This is a genomic window from Photorhabdus akhurstii, from assembly GCF_018448925.1.
GTDB classification, from domain to species: Bacteria; Pseudomonadota; Gammaproteobacteria; order Enterobacterales; family Enterobacteriaceae; genus Photorhabdus; species Photorhabdus akhurstii.
Genome location: NZ_RCWE01000004.1, coordinates 291052 through 309171, shown reverse-complemented (window position 1 = coordinate 309171; position 18120 = coordinate 291052). Strand labels below are relative to the sequence as shown.

Genomic DNA, 18120 nt, shown 5'->3' with positions numbered 1-18120 from the left:
AATTATTGTGAAAAAATTGTTAAAATTTAGTTAAATCTGGCTCATTTTAGTCGTAAATAATACGGAAATTAGGACAATTCTTAATGAATAAACCATATAACTAAATTAATATAAACAGGCTATGAACGAGACGTTTATTTCTCCTTTTGATGGTTCTACTTGTTAGAAGCTCCTATATTGCTGTGTGTAGTCCTTGCCTATCACGCCCATGATAGGCTTTTTTTTTCGTTACTTTTATGCTTTTCCACAGAAACTGTAATCAGCAACCTTAATCGTGAAAAAACCCGCCATTATTTTGACGGGCCTTTAATGTCAATTGCGTATTATTCTCAATTAGCTCACTTTTGCTAATCCTAACCAAGTTTTTACAACGGTATCTGGATTTAATGACAGGCTGTCAATACCCTCTTTCATCAACCAGTGAGCGAAATCCTGATGGTCTGAAGGCCCTTGACCACAAATTCCCACATACTTGTTTTGACGTTTGGCCGCCTGAATAGCTAATGAGAGCATGGCCTTGACCGCATCATTACGTTCGTCAAATAGTTCAGACACCACCCCAGAGTCCCGATCCAAGCCAAGAGTCAATTGAGTCATGTCATTAGAACCAATAGAGAAGCCATCAAAATGTTCAAGGAACTGTTCTGCCAGAATTGCGTTGGACGGAATCTCACACATCATAATGACTTTCAAGCCATTCTCACCACGCTTCAACCCTTGGGATGCCAGTTCAGCAATAACCGCTTCAGCCTGAGCTACCGTACGAACAAACGGGATCATAATTTCGACGTTGGTCAACCCCATATCATTACGTACGCGTTTAACCGCTTCGCACTCTAATGCAAAACAGCGACGGAAACTGTCAGAGACATAACGCCCTGCGCCACGGAAACCTAGCATGGGGTTCTCTTCATCAGGTTCATAAATGTCACCGCCAACCAGATTGGCATATTCATTAGATTTAAAGTCAGACAAACGCACAATAACCCGTTTCGGCCAGAACGCAGCCGCCAGAGTAGCAATCCCCTCAGTCAAGCGCCCAATATAGAATTCAACCGGATTGTCATAACCGGCCATCAGCGATTTTATCTCCTGCTGTAACTCCAGAGTTTGCTGATCAAACTCCAGTAATGCGCGAGGATGTACGCCAATCATCCGATTAATAATAAACTCCAAACGAGCAAGACCTACGCCGTCATTCGGCAATCGGGCAAAATCAAATGCACGATCTGGGTTGCCGACGTTTAGCATAATTTTTACATCAAGCTCCGGTAACTGATCGACCTGAGAACTTTGTACAGTAAAGTCCAGTTGATTTTGATAAACAAAACCCGTATCACCTTCGGCACAGGAAACTGTCACCGGCTGATTCTCTTTCAAACGTTCCGTTGCATCACCGCATCCAACAACTGCGGGAATGCCCAATTCACGGGCGATAATCGCTGCGTGACAGGTCCGTCCGCCTCGGTTAGTCACAATCGCAGCGGCTTTTTTCATAATAGGTTCCCAGTCGGGATCGGTCATATCAGTGACCAGAACATCACCCGGTTGGATACGATCCATTTCATTCAAATTGTGAATAACTTTTACTCGACCTGCGCCAATACGATGGCCGATGGCGCGTCCTTCCACCAACACCTGACCTCGTTCATTCAGTTGGTAACGCTCCATAACCTGCTGGTTTGAGCGGACAGTCTCAGGACGCGCCTGAACAATGTACAACTTGCCGTTATGACCATCTTTAGCCCATTCAATATCCATTGGCCGGCCATAATGTTTTTCAATTAATAACGCCTGACGCGCTAATGCCTCAACTTCTTCATCCGCTAAAGAGAAACGATTGCGTTGTGATTCTGCTACATCTTCGATACGTACCTGCTTACCGTGTTCTTTATTGTCAGCATAGATCATATGCAGTTTTTTAGAACCCAGATTACGCCGCACAATTGCCGGTTTTCCCTTATTCAGAGTTGATTTATGGACATAAAACTCATCTGGGTTCACAGCGCCCTGAACAACCATCTCACCCAATCCGTAAGCAGAGGTAATAAAAACCACCTGATCAAACCCTGATTCAGTATCAATAGTGAACATCACACCGGAAGAGGCGAGATCAGAACGCACCATACGTTGTACACCCGCAGACAGCGCAACCCCCCGATGGTCATATCCTTGATGGACACGATAGGAAATAGCGCGATCATTAAACAATGAAGCAAACACATGCTTGATAGCAACCATCACCGCATCAATGCCTTGCACGTTTAGAAAAGTTTCCTGCTGCCCGGCAAAAGAGGCATCAGGCATATCTTCAGCGGTGGCCGAAGAACGTACAGCAAAAGAGGCTTCCGGCTCTCCGTCAGACAACTGTTGATAAGCATCCTGAATATCTTTTTCCAGTTGTGGCGTAAATGGCGTATCAATCACCCATTGGCGAATTTGTGCGCCGGCTTTAGAGAGTTGATTAATATCATCAACATCCGTTTCATCCAGCAAGTCATAAATACGCTGATTGACACCACTTTGTTCCAAGAAATCATTAAATGCCTGTGCTGTCGTAGCGAAACCATTCGGGACAGAAACCCCCAATTCTGACAGATGAGTGATCATTTCTCCCAAGGAGGCGTTTTTACCACCAACCCGGTCAATATCATGCATACCTAATTGGTTATACCAAAGCACATTATGCGGGGTGAGGTCATTATTGGGCATTCAAACAATCCTTTTAACATTCGTAAGATACAAATCGGAAAATTGGCGCTGCATAGAGCAGCCATAAATAGACTAACACAATGTTTTCGCATACATAGAAAGGTGAATCGATCAACCCAACACATTATTTTTTTCTTAGGTATACTTTGCAGAAAATCGATACCCAGTTTTATTCAACTCAACAATTGCAAGATAAAAGGTCACTATAAATATCATGGCAGAATTCAGATTAGCAACATCAGAGGAACGTAATAATGTTGAAGGCGTTGAGAATGTTGAACGTACCGTTTTCTTTATTTCAGATGGCACGGCAATTACCGCAGAAGTATTGGGCCATGCTGTCTTATCACAATTTCCCATCAAAATAACTGCTTATACTCTTCCTTTTGTCGCCAGTGAAACCCGCGCAAAAGAAATAAAGCAACAAATAAACCAGATATATCAAGATACGCGTATAAGACCTTTAGTTTTCTATTCCATTATCTCTTCTGGAGTGAAAAATATTATTACCAGCAGCGAAGGATTTTGTCAGGACATTGTACAGACACTGGTTGCCCCATTACAGCAAGAAACCGGATTAGAACCCAAACCCGAACTTAATCGTACCCACGGTCTGACTGAAAAGAATCTCAGTCAGTACGATGCACGCATAGCGGCTATTGATTATGCCCTGGCCCATGATGATGGTATCTCTTTACGTAATCTGGACCAGGCACAGGTTATCCTATTGGGCGTATCTCGCTGTGGAAAAACACCCACCAGCCTCTATTTAGCCATGCAATTTGGTATTCAGGCTGCAAATTATCCTTTTACGGCGGATGATATGGACAATTTACAATTACCTGCGACATTAAAACAATTTCAGCATAAGTTATTCGGTTTAACTATAAGCCCTGAACGGCTGGCGGCGATTAGGGAAGAACGTCGAGAAAATAGCCGTTATGCATCATTAAGGCAATGTAGAATAGAAATTTCAGAAGTTGAAGCTTTATTCCGCAAAAATAAGATTAATTATCTTAACACCACCAATTATTCTGTTGAAGAAATCTCGACCAAAATAATCGACATGATGAAGCTAAACCGCCGAATGTTTTAAAAATATATCAATAGGAATAACGGAAAAAAATTCATCATATGATTAATTATATCATTTGTTTAACTTAGTCGTTTTCGTTTATTGTAATTTCAATTACCTATAGATATGCCTGCTAATGTGAAACGAACTTTGAGAAAATATATGTACAAAACAGATGGTTTAAGGACTCACCGTGTCGATAGTTTGGTAACACCTCAAGCTCTTGCAATTCAATTTCCCGTCTCCGAAAAAATCGCTAACAATGTTACAGCGTCACGGAAACGCATTGCTGATATTCTCTGCGGGAATGACCCACGGCTTATGGTAATCATCGGTCCTTGTTCTATTCATGATATTGATGCTGCTTTAGATTATGCACAGCGACTGAACAGATTGCGTGAAAAATACCAGCACAGACTGGAGATTATTATGCGCACCTATTTTGAGAAACCGCGCACAGTAGTAGGCTGGAAAGGTTTAATTTCAGATCCCTATCTCGACGGCTCTTGCCAGGTAAATCGGGGAATTACTTTGGCCCGGAAATTACTGGTCGACGTCAATGAGTTGGGTTTACCCACGGCAACCGAATTTCTGGATATGGCGACCGGCCAATATATTGCCGATCTGATCAGTTGGGGCGCTATCGGAGCCAGAACAACAGAAAGCCAGATTCACCGTGAAATGGCATCCGCCCTCTCCTGTCCTGTTGGTTTTAAAAATGGAACGGACGGCAACATCCGTATCGCCATAGATGCAATCCGCGCAGCCAGTGTCCATCACACATTTCTTTCACCAGATAAGCACGGTCAAATGACTATCTATCAAACCGAAGGCAACCCATACGGCCACATTATTATGCGTGGAGGCAAACAGCCTAATTACAGTGCCCAAGATATCGCTATAGCTTGCGCCCAACTACGCGAATTTAATTTACCAGAACATTTAGTTGTCGATTTCAGTCATGGCAATTGTCAGAAAGTACATAAACGCCAACTGACTATAGCAAAAGAGGTGGGCCAACAGATTCAAGAGGGTTCTACCGCTATTGTCGGTGTGATGGCTGAAAGTTTTCTGGTTGAAGGCACCCAGAAAATCATTCAAGGACAACCGCTAAATTACGGTCAATCGATCACAGATCCTTGTCTAAACTGGCAAGATACAGAACAACTTATTGACATTCTCGCCGAAGCAGTAAGTTATCGTTTCTGAATCCTTATTCTGAGTTAGCCTTTATTCATTCATAAAAGGCTAACTGACAACAAATTAGTAAAATTTTATTAATGTGATGATCATGACCACCAAAAATATTGCTTGAAGTCGCCCCTTCATATAACGATAATAATTCTCACTATGATAATAGTTAGTATTCGCAAAGTGGTTTTATGACTAAAATATGTCACCAACATTCTTGCATTGCGCTTGAAAAACATTACAACATCTATCCTACTGAAATTGTAGAAATTGGCTACATTGACAGTAAACAACTATTAGGTGAGCTAGGAATTACCAGAATTCGTCACCAAGGAGAATTCTACCAATTACGCCAAACTAAAGCCGGTAAGCTGATACTAACTAAATAAAATAATAACTCAGCCAGCCACCCGGATCGCGTATCGGGGCAGCCAGCTATATCCATAACTCATAAAATATTATTATGGAGATTCGTCTGATGTCTCAATCTGCAAGATCAACACTTAAACTATCAGCATTAAGTTTAGCGATTATTAGTACTATTTCTGCTCATGCAGCAACAGAATCGTCCGATTCCGGCAGTGATAAATCATCATCCCGTGATGTGATAACTGTTTATGCCACAGGTAATGAAAGGGATAGTTTCGAAGCTCCCATGATGGTCACTGTGATAAACAGTAAGTCACCACAAAGTCAGACAGCAGGTAATGCTAATGATCTCATCAGAAAAATACCCGGCATTAACATAGCCGGAACAAACCGTGCTAATGGGCAAGATGTTAGTCTGCGCGGTTATGGTCCAAAAGGTGTTTTGACATTGATTGACGGTATTCGCCAAGGTACCGATACCGGTCATATCAATGGTACGTTCCTGGACCCGGCATTAATTAAACAAGTCGAAGTTGTACGCGGCCCTTCTGCCCTACTTTACGGCAGTGGCGCCTTAGGTGGTGTGATCGCTTATCAAACCGTTGATGCAGCAGACCTTTTGCAAGCAGGTCAAGATCACGGATTCCGCGTTTTTGCCCGCGGTGCAACCGGCGACCATAGTATGGGCTTTGGTGGTGCGACTTTCGCAAAAACTGAATCCCTGGATGGTGTATTTGCCTTCAGTACCCGTGATTCAGGTAATATCCGCCACGGTGGTGGTGTGGTTGGCGATAATGATGAATTTATCAGTAACCTGATGGCAAAAGGCAGCTGGAAAATTGATGACAACCAGTCCCTGAGCAGTCAGTTACGCTACTACCGTAATGAGGCGAATCAACCTAAAAATCCACAAACACTCACCGGAAAAAATAAAGCTCCTAGCACTTGGACTGACCGCACGACAACTCAACGTGATGCCCAACTTAGCTACCAATTAAATCCAGCGGAATATGATTGGTTAAATGCTAAAACTGACCTCTATTATTCTGATATCACTATTGATGCCCGTACTAAAGGAAAAGGGTTCGAAGGCCGTGAACAGAAAACCTATGGCGTAAAATTGGAAAACCGCTCCCGCCTGTGGACAGATAGCCCGCTGGCGCATCAATTTACCTACGGTGGCGAAACTTACAAACAGAAACAGACCCCAAACGGCAATACAGATAGCTTCCCCGATGCTGATATCCGTTTTTATTCAGGCTGGTTGCAAGATGAGATGACGCTGCGCGACCTACCGGTCTCTATTATCGCCGGCACTCGCTATGACAACTATAAGGGAACGAATTCTAAAGATGAGGCTGTCAGCGCAGATAAATGGTCTTCCAAAGGCGCCATCAGTATCACGCCAACTGACTGGTCGATGCTGTTTACCTCTTACGCTCAAGCCTTCCGTGCCCCGACAATGGGAGAAATGTATAACGATTCTATGCACTATCCCGGAAATTTCTGGATTCCCAATCCAAATCTCCGCCCAGAAACTAATGGAACGTGGGAGTCTGGTTTTGGTTTACGTTTCGATAATCTACTGGCAGATAATGACGAACTGAAATTCAAAGCGAGTTATTTTGATACTAAAGCTAAAGATTATATTAAGTCAGATGTAGTCAATCGAGGAAGGAATACAACATCTATCAATATATCTAGAGCCAAGATCTGGGGATGGGATGCTTCCATAAACTATGAATCCAATCTGTTCTCCTGGGAACTGGCTTACAACCGCACAGAAGGTAAAGATGAACAAAGCGGTGATTCTCTAGATAACCTTAGCCCAGATACTATCACCAGCATCTTGGATATCCCTATTGCACAAACCGGTTTCTCTGTCGGCTGGGTAGGTCAATTCACCAAGCATACTAATTTCAAAGGTAAAGATGCCAGAGGTAGAGATCCTAAACAACAAGCTGGCTACGGTGTTAATGATTTCTATGTCAGCTATCAAGGTGAAGGAATGCTAAAAGGTGTGACTACCACGGCAGTTTTGGGCAATGCTTTTGATAAAGAATACTACTCGCCACAAGGAACGCCTCAGGATGGCCGCAACGCCAAACTGTTAGTCAGTTACCAGTGGTAATTAAATAAATATATTTCAAGGAGTTAAACTGTGAATTCGTCACTTTATGAACGTTACTTGCAAGCCAAAACTGATAATAAGGCCAAATATGCCCGTGATTTAGCTGCCTATCTGAATGTCAGTGAAGGTGAATTATTGCATAGCCGCGTTGGCATCGATGCCAAACGCCTTAACGTTGACGCCCCAACTTTACTGGAAGAGTTAGCTATTGTTGGTGAAACTAAAGCGATCACCCGCAACGATTTTGCTGTTCATGAACAGATTGGCCGTTATGAAAATACACGTTTCAACAGCCATGCAGGGCTAGTCCTGAATCCTCGTGAACTCGACTTGCGGATATTCTTTGAACTTTGGAGTAGTATATTTTATCTGGTTGAACCCGCAAAAAATGGTATGCGCCATAGCATTCAATTTTTTGATCATCAGGGTGATGCATTGCATAAAGTTTATGCAACAAACAATACTAATATGGCAGCCTGGGAAGCGCTGATTGAAAAATACCAGACAGAAGACAACCCTGAATTGGTCATCAAACCTATAGAAGAAACCACCTATTCAACCGTAACAAATGAACTGAAAGCCCAGCTTGATGAAGAGTGGCGAGCAATGACTAACGTTCATCAATTCTTTACGTTACTTAAACGTCATAATCTGAACCGCCAGCAAGTTTTCAATGCGGTACAGGATGATCTGGCTTACAAGGTGGAAAATTCTGCGCTGAATGAGCTCATCAACACCGCTTATAACGATCAGAATGAAATCATGATTTTCGTTAGCAACCACGGCTGCGTACAAATTTTCACCGGAAAGCTGGAACGACTGATGCCACATCAGGAAGAAAACTCAGATCAAAAATGGATTAATATCTTTAACCGCAATTTCACACTACATTTAATAGAGAGTGCTATCGCTGAAAGCTGGGTAACTCGTAAGCCAACAGAGGATGGTTTTGTCACTAGCCTTGAGCTATTTGATGCTAATGGCAACCAAATTGCTCAACTGTTTGGTCAGCGTACAGAAGGCACTCCTGAACAAACTCAGTGGCGTGAGCAAATAGCTGCTCTGCCAAAACTGCAATCAAAACAGGAAGAGTGTATAGCATGAAACAATGGCTTCTGACATTTGCCCTTGCGGTATTATCGTCCAGTGCTTTTTCCACTGAACGGATCGTCACTATCGGTGGCGATGTATCTGAAATTGTTTTTGCACTTGGTGAAGGTGAAAAAGTTGTCGCCAGAGACAGCACCAGCCAGAAACCAACCGAATTGCTTACTTTACCCGATGTCGGCTATATGAGAATGCTCAATCCTGAAGGTATTCTCTCTATGAATCCGACACTGGTTCTAACCAGTGAGTTGGCAAAACCTTCACTGGCACTTAAGCAACTCCAAGATTCTGGCGTAGAAGTTATTCAGATAACCGGAAAAGCAGCGTTAGAAGCCATTCCTGAAAAAATTAAGACCGTCGCTAAGGCGGTCAATCAGGCTGAACGCGGTGAACAACTGATTCAACAATATCAAAAATCGCTGGCAGAAATACCGACAACGACATTGCCCACCCGTATTCTGTTTGTAATGAGTCACGGGGGTATCATGCCAATGGCCGCCGGGCAAAAAACCGCCGCGGACAAAATGATTCGCGCTGTTGGCGCCACTAATGCCATGCAAGGTTTCAATAATTATCGTCCACTTTCCCAGGAGGGTGTTATTGCCAGCGCACCAGATCTGCTATTGGTAACGGAAGATGGGATTAAATCAATGGGCGGTTTGGATAAAATCTGGCAATTGCCCGGCTTGAAACATACCCCTGCCGGCCAGAAACAACAGGTTTTAATTGTAGATGATATGGGGCTACTCGGTTTTGGCCTCGAAACCCCCTCAGTAATGAAACAACTCAGACAGGCGGCGGAGAAGACTCAATGAGCCGTATGAAGTCTCCGGGATTGGGTTTAGCGTTTCTTTGTTTGATATTATCCGGCTTGGCTATCGGCTCTGCCAATATTGGCGCATTATCATTATCTTTCAAGACATTATGGGAATCTTCCATTAGTGATCCCCAGTGGCAAATCTGGCTTAATATCAGATTGCCAAGGGTGCTATTAGCCATACTGGTTGGCTGTGCTTTAGCGGCTTCCGGCGCTGTAATGCAAGGATTATTTCGCAATCCACTGGCTGATCCTGGTCTGCTAGGTATCAGCAGTGGAGCCGCACTGATGGTTGCAATGGCAATTGTTCTGCCCGTTAGCCTGCCATCTGCAATTGCTATGTACGGACATATTATCGCTGCTTTTATTGGCAGCCTGCTAATTTCATTACTGATTTTTTCACTCAATAAATATAACTACGGAAATCTGGCCCGCTTATTACTCGCCGGGATTGCTATCAATGCCCTTTGTATGTCTGCTATTGGCGTCCTGAGCTATATCAGTGACGATCAACAGCTACGCCAATTCTCCTTATGGATGATGGGTTCACTCAGCCAAATAGAGTGGCCGACGTTGGCAATTACCGCTTCTTTAATTATTCCCGCCACTATCCTAACTTTCAGCCAGGCCCGCAAACTGAATTTACTGCAATTAGGAGATGAAGAGGCCCACTATCTTGGTATAAATGTCCAGCGCACTAAATTCCAGTTATTACTACTCAGCGCCCTGCTCATTGGCAGCGCTGTTGCATTAAGTGGCGTTATTGGATTTGTTGGGCTAATTGTCCCACATTTGATCAGAATGCGATTTGGCGGTGATCATAATTGGCTGCTTCCCGGTGCTGCGTTAGGCGGAGCTTCTCTTTTGCTTACCGCGGATACACTGGCAAGAACATTGGTCTCCCCGGCAGAAATGCCCGTTGGCCTTATCACTGGTTTAATCGGCGGTCCATATTTTCTATGGTTGATACTCAAACAACCGGGGAACCGTGCATAATGGATGCCATAAAAAACAATATTTCTCTGCAAGCACAGAATTTAAGCTACTCAATTGGCAACCAGAAAATAATTGATAATGTTTCGCTCTCGGTAAATAAAGGCGAAATTGTCGCCATCATTGGGCCAAATGGCGCTGGGAAATCCACATTATTGCGACTATTAACGGGATATATAAAACCTGAACATGGGCAATGTTATTTACATGGAATACCCATTGAGCAATGGCCGGCGGAACAATTAGCCCGTACTCGCGCCGTCATGCGTCAACATAACTCACTCTCCTTCCCTTTCAGTGTTGAAGAAGTGGTCGCTATGGGACGTTCTCCTCATGGCACACATCATAAACAGACAGCGATCGATACCGTCATTGAGCAAACGGACTGCCAGGAGTTACGTCACCGCGACTACCGGCAACTCTCCGGTGGTGAACAGCAAAGAGTACAACTCGCTCGCGTCCTGGCTCAACTTTGGTATCCAACACCAATAGAATGCTGTTTATTTCTTGACGAACCGACATCAGCCCTGGATCTCTACCACCAGCAACATACTTTGCGCCTGCTTTACCGACTAACGCGGGAACAACCTATGGCTATGTGCTGTGTTCTACATGACCTGAATCTTGCTGCTCTCTATGCAGATAAAATCTTTCTGTTACATAAAGGGAAGCTTGTCGCTGCGGGTACACCAGAAGAGGTACTAAATGATCATACTCTGAGAAAATGGTACCAAGCAGATCTTGGTATTACCCGCCATCCTGAAACTCAGCAACCTCAGATTTATTTGAGGCAATAACAGCAAATCTGACAGGCAAATTATTTCAATCTCTTGCCTGTCTTACTTTTCACTTACGAAATTTTATTGCATCGGGCAGATACCAAAAAGTTGCAATCAAACACAAGCAATAACCCAGAAGTTCACACCCTTCCTCAACCATGTTTTTTGCGGTTCGATCAAAATTTTCGAGCATCAAACCTTTCCATAATTCTCCCATACCAAACAAACGGGAAAAAACGAGTACACACAAAATACCCGCAACCATCATGCCGTAACTTTGATGGCGGGTAAAATGAACAAGACCAACCAACGTATCCCTGCCTTTATAAGCAGCGTAAAAAATACAAATTAGCGCTAACGGAATAGCAATCCACGCCCAGGCGCCATGAAATATTTCATCGAAAATAGCATCCAGCTCTCTTATCAATAAACAAGCAAAAAAACCTGATATCAAGACTAATGAGGGACGTAATTGACAATTCTTCTTTGCTTCTAATAGAAATACAGCAGAAATAACAAACAGTATACTTTCCTGAGAAATTTCAGTTACTGAGTTCTCCTTTACCGCATTCTGCAAATAGATAACATCAACAAAGAGTAAGCCTATAACTATAGTTAAAATCAGAGCATAAAGAACAAAAAATGCCAACTTTTTCGTTAAAAAAATCAAGTCCGATTGCATTACAACCTCCATTAAATTAAATGACGAACGATGATACTGTTTTAAATAAATTAGTGAAGATCATTTGATGCTAATTATTATTAAAACAAAGGGAATTTGCACAAATGATAATAATTATCAATTATAAATAGCACTTTTTGCCTATAGATATCCCGGATTTATTTTAAAATACACACATTAGTAACCATCGTTATTATCCTTATGAAAATAACTAACGAAATCTAATGCTTTAGCAACTAGCCCACCATTAGTGGGAGGTGAAAATGTCAGAAAATGTAGTAAATGATATTGTCAGATGGCTCGAAACTCAGCTCGAACGTAACGAAGGTATAAAAATAGCGACCATTGCTGACAAAAGCGGTTATTCAAAGTGGCATCTACAAAGAGTGTTTAAAGAAGTGAAAGGCTATACCCTGGGTGAATATGTTCGCAAACGGCGTTTACATGAAGCAGCAAGATCTCTACGTGAAGAAAACTTACCAATCCTTGATATCGCCTTACAGTATGGGTTCAGCTCTCAGGCAACATTCACTCGGATCTTTAAAAAACACTTTAATACCACGCCTGCCAGATTCAGAGAAAATGGCAATCTACCTGAATTAATGTACTTCTTAGATCATAAGCAATAACCGGGTCCATAATAACCTTATTGATAGTATTCCCTAATGGTCAATATTTTATTGGCCATTTAATTTTTATGCTATCTGAATTCATTAACGTCCTAATTGTTCAAAGAACCAAATAAAGACTTTTCAGATAACTATTGGCTAACCCCGCGTTATTTTCTGGAAATGGAGAAAAAATTTCTATAAGTCTTCCAGGAAAATTACCATATATACCAGCATAAATTATCTCAGAAAATAATTTTATTAAATGACAATAAAATTCATTCAGTTCTATTAATCCACTGCGAATAAACCAATTAGTATAATTTAAAAACAAAAATATTTTCATATAAATCATAACCATAATATGAAATATCTTCATCCAACCATAAATACAATCTTTTACTGCCAGCAAACAGATAAAAAACATAAAAACACCATCTTGCTTATTTTTAGTCAATGTATATTAACGAAAGCTACTTATTTATTAAATAGTATTAATTAAAATGACTTTTTAATAGCACTTAACAACCCAGCAGAAGAAAACTGAAAAAATATATATCAGGTATTTATAAGTGTCTTTTTCCTCAAGCTCCATGTATGTTCAGTTATTAAAGAGTAAAAACCCTAAAGATTAAACCTCAGGGTTTTTATTCGAAATTAATTCCAATTAACTATTTATCCCAATGGGCATTATTTTGCTGACAGTTTGAATACGGCCAAATTTTAAAATGGCAAATAAAATAATTTAATGGGATAGACTTTTAATACCTTAACGTAAATAATAGCGAATAATATTTTCCACAGGAATTCTCACTTCTATCATTCCTAATTTTTACCGTCCTTTATTATCCACCAGTTCCGCCGCCTGTTCCACCACCAGTTCCGCCACCAGTTCCACCGCCAGTTCCGCCACCAGTTCCACCACCAGTTCCGCCGCCAGTTCCGCCACCAGTTCCGCCGCCAGTTCCGCCGCCAGTTCCACCACCAGTTCCGCCGCCAGTTCCACCACCAGTTCCGCCGCCAGATCCCTTATCCTCCTTAATTAATACACCGTTGATATATCCATGTTTATTATATTCATATCCGGTAGTTCTAATAGTGACTTTCTTTGAATTAAGATGTGCAAGAATCAAAGCTATTAAACCACCACTCCCTTGATAACCACCATCAGAATTATCCAAAAGAAAATCCCGTGAAGCACCTTTATCATCAACAATTACTACATGAACATTGTTTCTGGCTATCTCTGGAGCAATTTGAATGGAAGACACAGTTACATCAGAAATCGTTACATTAGGTGCAACTATATTATTAGAATTGTTTTGATCAATCATAATATATTATTCCTTATAAGGTTGAATTCACACCAAGTTATAAATATAGAAAATCATATTAAACTAAAAAACTTAACTAATTTACTGAACATCCATATTCAACCACCATAATCCATAAACTTATAAAAAATAAACACACTTTTCAACTTTAAAAATAGTGCAGAACCAATAGTGCGTCAATAAAATACCAAAGAAAATTAAAACTAAAAAAAATAAGCATTCAACATTAATTTATAATAACAAATTAGATTACCGTATGTTTTTCTATTTTTAACCTAGTGCTACATGGTTCATATATTGTGTTATTTACATTAAACATACAGTAAAGAAAAAATCCTCCTAATAATAGTGGTCCGTAATTATATGATCAACATAAAATTCAAGATAGAAAATATAGCTAATAGATAATCTAAGATTCACATAGTTATAGCAATAGAGCGAGATATTTCGCATCGAAATCAGATCAGCTATTAAAAATCACAATAGCCGGTTGAATAACAGCCACCACATCAGGAAAAATGTCAAAAAATAAAATGAGCCAGATATCTCTAATGGATAATCCGACTCACTATTCACCACTTGATGGTAAATTCAACTGACCATGTGTAAGTCGAAATATTAGTAGAAGTGATGGTTGAATTATAAATAGCACCTCCACTCGGCGTTGCTCCTTTATTCTATTTTAGAATTTTAACGCCATTAGCATATGTCTTGACAAAAGTGGTCATAAATTTACAGGTCTTAAACCCTATCTTATAATGATTGCGCTTCTGGCAAGGCACTACCGTTTAAATATATCGTCTATCTTTACTATAGGCATGATAACCCTCATTGTTATTAATATATTATTTATTCTTTTATCATAAAAATAACTCTAACCATTGATTAAACTTTTAATTAATGAATCAAACTCCGATGGATTATTATCTAACAGCCACTGCATAGCTGACTCATAATCAACGAATGGTTTATCCTGAGATAATTTAAAACGACCTTCAATGTATTTCGGTACAACTTTCAGCCCCAGAATTCCAGGTAAATTCTTAACTACACGAGGATCTTCCTTATTTGGTCGGAAAGAACCTTTGCTAGTCGCCAAACGCTCACTGGTTTCTAGCAAAATATTTAAATTCATTGAAGATTCTACAATAATATCAATACTGGCATCCATATGTACTGCGGTATAATTCCACGTAGGCAACTGCCTATTCTTATAAGCTTCAGGAGGGATATAACTGGATGGTCCCATGAATACAATATGAGCTTCAAATGAAACGAGATCATTAACCATAGGATTACGACGATCTGTATGCCCGAATAACATCTTATCAACACCTTGGAATAAAGGAATATGGCTGGTAATAAAACCATTATTCATGTAACGCGTTATTAGTGCCAGAGGATATGCATCAATAAATCGCCATAATAATTCTACATTTTTGCAAATGAATTCATGATAATGGAACGGGAAAATTTTCATAATATTAATTATCCTCTAAATTTTCTTCATTAATTTCAACGTCTATTTAAATAATATTTCCACCCTTAATACTATATATTTTACTCTCAATAGACAATTCAATCATTTCTAGCACAAAATGTTAGGCACATTCCTTATACTCATCTGGTTCGGGATAGATATTGATTTAACGAATCGACAATTGTTTTAGAACGCAATGCAAGCAAGCTAAATGAACCAGCATCACCCATACCATGAGTCGATTCACACAATCCATTTAAATAAATAGGGGTAAAATCTCCCTTCGTCAAATATTGCACCCTGTAATCTCTTCCTATAGACAATATATCTCCCTGATTGGTCAGTAATTTCTTAATAGGTAATAATAATTTAGGACAAAGCTCCTGGCGTTCTCCAGTGCCTAAATCAAGGAATCCAGTAGCAAGTACAACTAAATCAAAACACTCTTCAAATTCATTGCTATTAATAAAGTTTCGACTTTTTAGCAGTATACCATTTGAAATACTCCGGCAATCAACTATTTCATTGCAAGTTAATATCTGCATTGAATTTTGATGTGACAGTTTATTTTCATACTGTTTAATATACAGTTGATTCAAAACATCAATATCTGCCGACGAATAATTCGTATGTACCAATTCTCGACGAAGGCGAGCCTTATTCTCCGGCGTAGCTTCATAGAATGTATCGACAAATTCAGGGAAATAAACCTCATCAGAGAAAGGACTCGTATCTTTCTGCCGAAATCCAAAATTCCGGGTGACGCCAACGAGTCTTTTGATATCATTTTGGGTACTCGCATGTAATAGAATTTCTACTGCGCTTTGACTGCCGCCAATAACCGCAACGCTTAAAGAATTACTGTATTTCCTGGCCTGATCTAATGAAGGCAAATAATGGTTAGGATGAACAACACGCGCATCTTTCAATTGATTAAAAGGTTCAGGTATGAAAGGAGTACGGCCGGGAGCAAGGACAATACTTCTCGCTCTATAGATATCTCCTTTAACGGTATTGACACAATAATGATCTATATATTCATTTTGGCCGTCCAGAACAGGAAAAATCTCTGTCGCCTCACAATCGTAATCAACCTGATCATTGAAAAAATTCGCCACCCAACTTATATATTGCGCATATTCTAAACGCAAAGGATAATGCAATGGTAAATTAAGGTGCTGATATAATCGGTCAGTTTCATAAAGGAAATTGGTAAACGAATAATGACTTTTGGGATTTCTTGGCGTAACCAAATCACGCAACGGATGATTTTGAATATCAGATCCTGGCAACATCATTCCTGGCTGCCAACATGCGCTTTGTTGACGTTCAATAAACCGGATTGAAAAATGCGGGGCTAATTCCTCTAAAGCGATAGACAAAGCAATATTAGCAGGCCCAAATCCAATACCCAAGATATCATAAATTGATGAAGAGTTTTTCATAATCTCTCCTTAAATTATTTTGCTTCACGATGGCTGATAATTATAGTTTGAGCAAGCAATAGAAAATGCTGTTCTTAAACGCTCTACAATATTATTTACGTCTTGAGGAGTAATGATCAAAGGAGGCAACATCCTCAAAACAGCACTTTGCCGCCCTCCACTTTCGATAATTAAGCCTGCATCAAAACAACATTTTTTTACCATTTGAGCTAATTTTCCATTAGCTAGAGGATGCCCAAGCGCATCAGGAGGGGAATTTAAATCAATCAATTCTAGACCCAACATAAGCCCCCGACCACGCACATCACCAATAGCAGGATAATCATCTTGTAATTCAAGTAATCTGTTTTTCAGGAGATTACCTGTATATTTAATCTGATCGAGAAGATTTTCTCGCTGGATGAAATCTAAAGTAGCAGCGCCACTGACTAAAGCAATCTGATTACCCCGAAATGTACCGGCATGTGCACCCGGCAACCACTGATCATATATGTCTCGATAGAGAAGCACAGCAAGCGGATATCCTCCCCCTATCGCTTTAGAAAGAATAATCGCATCAGGCGTGATATCAGCAAATTCATAAGCAAACATATCACCCGTACGCCCAATTCCTGTCTGTACTTCATCAATAACCAGAGGAACATCATGTCGCGCGGTTATTTCCCGGATCTGATGTAACCAATTAGCACTCGCCGGAATACAGCCACCTTCCCCCTGAATAACTTCAACCAACACCATTGCGGGTTTGGTTATACCACTTTCTGGATCACTAAGGAGATTTTCCAGGCTTACAAGACTCAAGCGCTCCGTTTCGCTGACACTGGTATTTGCACCAAAAGGGCTACGAAAAGTATATGGATAAGGTAGAAACTGAATTTCAGCAGAAAGCCCTGTCACAGATCTCTTTGGTGTCAAATTACCCATCAAAGAAAGTGCGCCATGAGTCATACCGTGGTAAGCCCCCTGAAATACAATAATAGAACGCCTCCCGGTGGCTGTTTTAAATAATTTTAACGCTGCTTCTATCGCATCAGTCCCCGTTGGACCACAAAATTGTATTTTTGCCTGACGAGCAAAACTTTGAGGCAATATTTGATAAAGCTGTTCAACAAAGTTAATTTTCGCGGGGGTTGCTATATCCAAAGCCTGCTGTAATTGACCAGACTCCAAAAACTCAATAACTTTTTGCTTTACAAAAGGATGATTATGCCCGAGTGGTAAAGCGCCGGCACAAGCTAAACAATCAATATATTCTTTATTTTCACTGTCATATACATAAGACAATTTCCCTTTACTTAATATCCTGTCTATATTTCGCGAATAAGTACGCGCATTAGATTCGCGATCGACAAGTCGATATAATCTAAAATCATTATTCATTCTAATACCTTTTTTAA

The 18120-nt window shown here is 40.6% G+C and carries 16 protein-coding genes; 9 read left to right on the top strand and 7 right to left on the bottom strand.

The window, feature by feature from the left end; all coding sequences use genetic code 11:
- Positions 1 to 333: 333 nt before the first annotated feature.
- On the bottom strand, positions 334 to 2712 hold the full coding sequence (ppsA, locus tag EAE93_RS07835) for a phosphoenolpyruvate synthase (protein ID WP_036775898.1): 2379 nt from the start codon (positions 2710 to 2712) through the stop codon (positions 334 to 336).
- Between the two features lie 214 nt (positions 2713 to 2926).
- Between ppsA and ppsR the strand changes: the two genes are divergently transcribed.
- The 8 genes from ppsR (at position 2927) to EAE93_RS07795 (ending at position 11192) form a co-directional block, all read left to right on the top strand.
- Positions 2927 to 3808, top strand: a complete 882-nt coding sequence (ppsR, locus tag EAE93_RS07830) for a posphoenolpyruvate synthetase regulatory kinase/phosphorylase PpsR (protein ID WP_214039447.1) — start codon at positions 2927 to 2929, stop codon at positions 3806 to 3808.
- A gap of 141 nt (positions 3809 to 3949) precedes the next feature.
- Positions 3950 to 4996 (top strand): 3-deoxy-7-phosphoheptulonate synthase, encoded by a 1047-nt coding sequence (locus tag EAE93_RS07825; protein WP_214039446.1) that lies wholly within the window; start codon positions 3950 to 3952, stop codon positions 4994 to 4996.
- Between the two features lie 173 nt (positions 4997 to 5169).
- On the top strand, positions 5170 to 5367 hold the full coding sequence (gene hemP, locus EAE93_RS07820) for a hemin uptake protein HemP (protein WP_082300897.1): 198 nt from the start codon (positions 5170 to 5172) through the stop codon (positions 5365 to 5367).
- A gap of 89 nt (positions 5368 to 5456) precedes the next feature.
- Complete coding sequence (locus EAE93_RS07815; protein ID WP_214039445.1) at positions 5457 to 7478, top strand: TonB-dependent hemoglobin/transferrin/lactoferrin family receptor; 2022 nt, start codon at positions 5457 to 5459, stop codon at positions 7476 to 7478.
- 30 nt (positions 7479 to 7508) lie between these two features.
- Entirely contained in the window at positions 7509 to 8582 is a 1074-nt protein-coding gene (locus tag EAE93_RS07810) for a hemin-degrading factor (protein WP_214039444.1), read from the top strand.
- Positions 8579 to 9400, top strand: coding sequence for a heme/hemin ABC transporter substrate-binding protein (locus EAE93_RS07805; protein ID WP_040149855.1), 822 nt, complete (start codon positions 8579 to 8581; stop codon positions 9398 to 9400). Before EAE93_RS07810 ends, EAE93_RS07805 begins: the two co-directional genes overlap by 4 nt.
- A complete protein-coding gene (locus EAE93_RS07800) occupies positions 9397 to 10398 on the top strand; it encodes a FecCD family ABC transporter permease (protein ID WP_040149854.1) in 1002 nt (333 codons plus the stop codon). The genes EAE93_RS07805 and EAE93_RS07800 overlap by 4 nt, the downstream gene beginning before the upstream one ends.
- On the top strand, positions 10398 to 11192 hold the full coding sequence (locus EAE93_RS07795) for a heme ABC transporter ATP-binding protein (RefSeq protein ID WP_036775904.1): 795 nt from the start codon (positions 10398 to 10400) through the stop codon (positions 11190 to 11192). The genes EAE93_RS07800 and EAE93_RS07795 overlap by 1 nt, the downstream gene beginning before the upstream one ends.
- A 49-nt stretch (positions 11193 to 11241) precedes the next feature.
- Here EAE93_RS07795 and EAE93_RS07790 read toward each other — a convergent pair whose 3' ends face one another.
- Positions 11242 to 11856 carry a hypothetical protein gene (locus EAE93_RS07790; RefSeq protein WP_040149853.1) on the bottom strand — a complete coding sequence of 205 codons (615 nt, stop codon included), beginning with the start codon at positions 11854 to 11856 and terminating at the stop codon, positions 11242 to 11244.
- A gap of 263 nt (positions 11857 to 12119) precedes the next feature.
- Here EAE93_RS07790 and EAE93_RS07785 point away from each other — a divergent pair, with 263 nt between their 5' ends.
- The gene (locus EAE93_RS07785) at positions 12120 to 12485 is read left to right on the top strand and encodes a helix-turn-helix domain-containing protein (protein WP_036775906.1); all 366 of its coding nucleotides are present in this window, start codon (positions 12120 to 12122) and stop codon (positions 12483 to 12485) included.
- 100 nt (positions 12486 to 12585) lie between these two features.
- On the opposite strand, the gene EAE93_RS07780 is transcribed toward EAE93_RS07785, so the two are convergent.
- The 5 genes from EAE93_RS07780 to EAE93_RS07760 all read right to left on the bottom strand — a co-directional run bounded on the left by EAE93_RS07780 (position 12586) and on the right by EAE93_RS07760 (position 18103).
- Positions 12586 to 12921, bottom strand: coding sequence for a hypothetical protein (locus tag EAE93_RS07780; RefSeq protein WP_214039443.1), 336 nt, complete (start codon positions 12919 to 12921; stop codon positions 12586 to 12588).
- A 388-nt stretch (positions 12922 to 13309) separates the two neighbouring features.
- Entirely contained in the window at positions 13310 to 13798 is a 489-nt protein-coding gene (locus tag EAE93_RS07775; RefSeq protein ID WP_214039442.1) for a hypothetical protein, read from the bottom strand.
- A gap of 874 nt (positions 13799 to 14672) precedes the next feature.
- Positions 14673 to 15278 (bottom strand): FMN-binding negative transcriptional regulator, encoded by a 606-nt coding sequence (locus EAE93_RS07770; protein WP_214039441.1) that lies wholly within the window; start codon positions 15276 to 15278, stop codon positions 14673 to 14675.
- 140 nt (positions 15279 to 15418) lie between these two features.
- Positions 15419 to 16723, bottom strand: a complete 1305-nt coding sequence (locus tag EAE93_RS07765; protein WP_214039440.1) for a SidA/IucD/PvdA family monooxygenase — start codon at positions 16721 to 16723, stop codon at positions 15419 to 15421.
- A 24-nt stretch (positions 16724 to 16747) separates the two neighbouring features.
- Positions 16748 to 18103 carry a diaminobutyrate--2-oxoglutarate transaminase family protein gene (locus tag EAE93_RS07760; RefSeq protein ID WP_044467214.1) on the bottom strand — a complete coding sequence of 452 codons (1356 nt, stop codon included), beginning with the start codon at positions 18101 to 18103 and terminating at the stop codon, positions 16748 to 16750.
- Positions 18104 to 18120 lie beyond the last annotated feature (17 nt).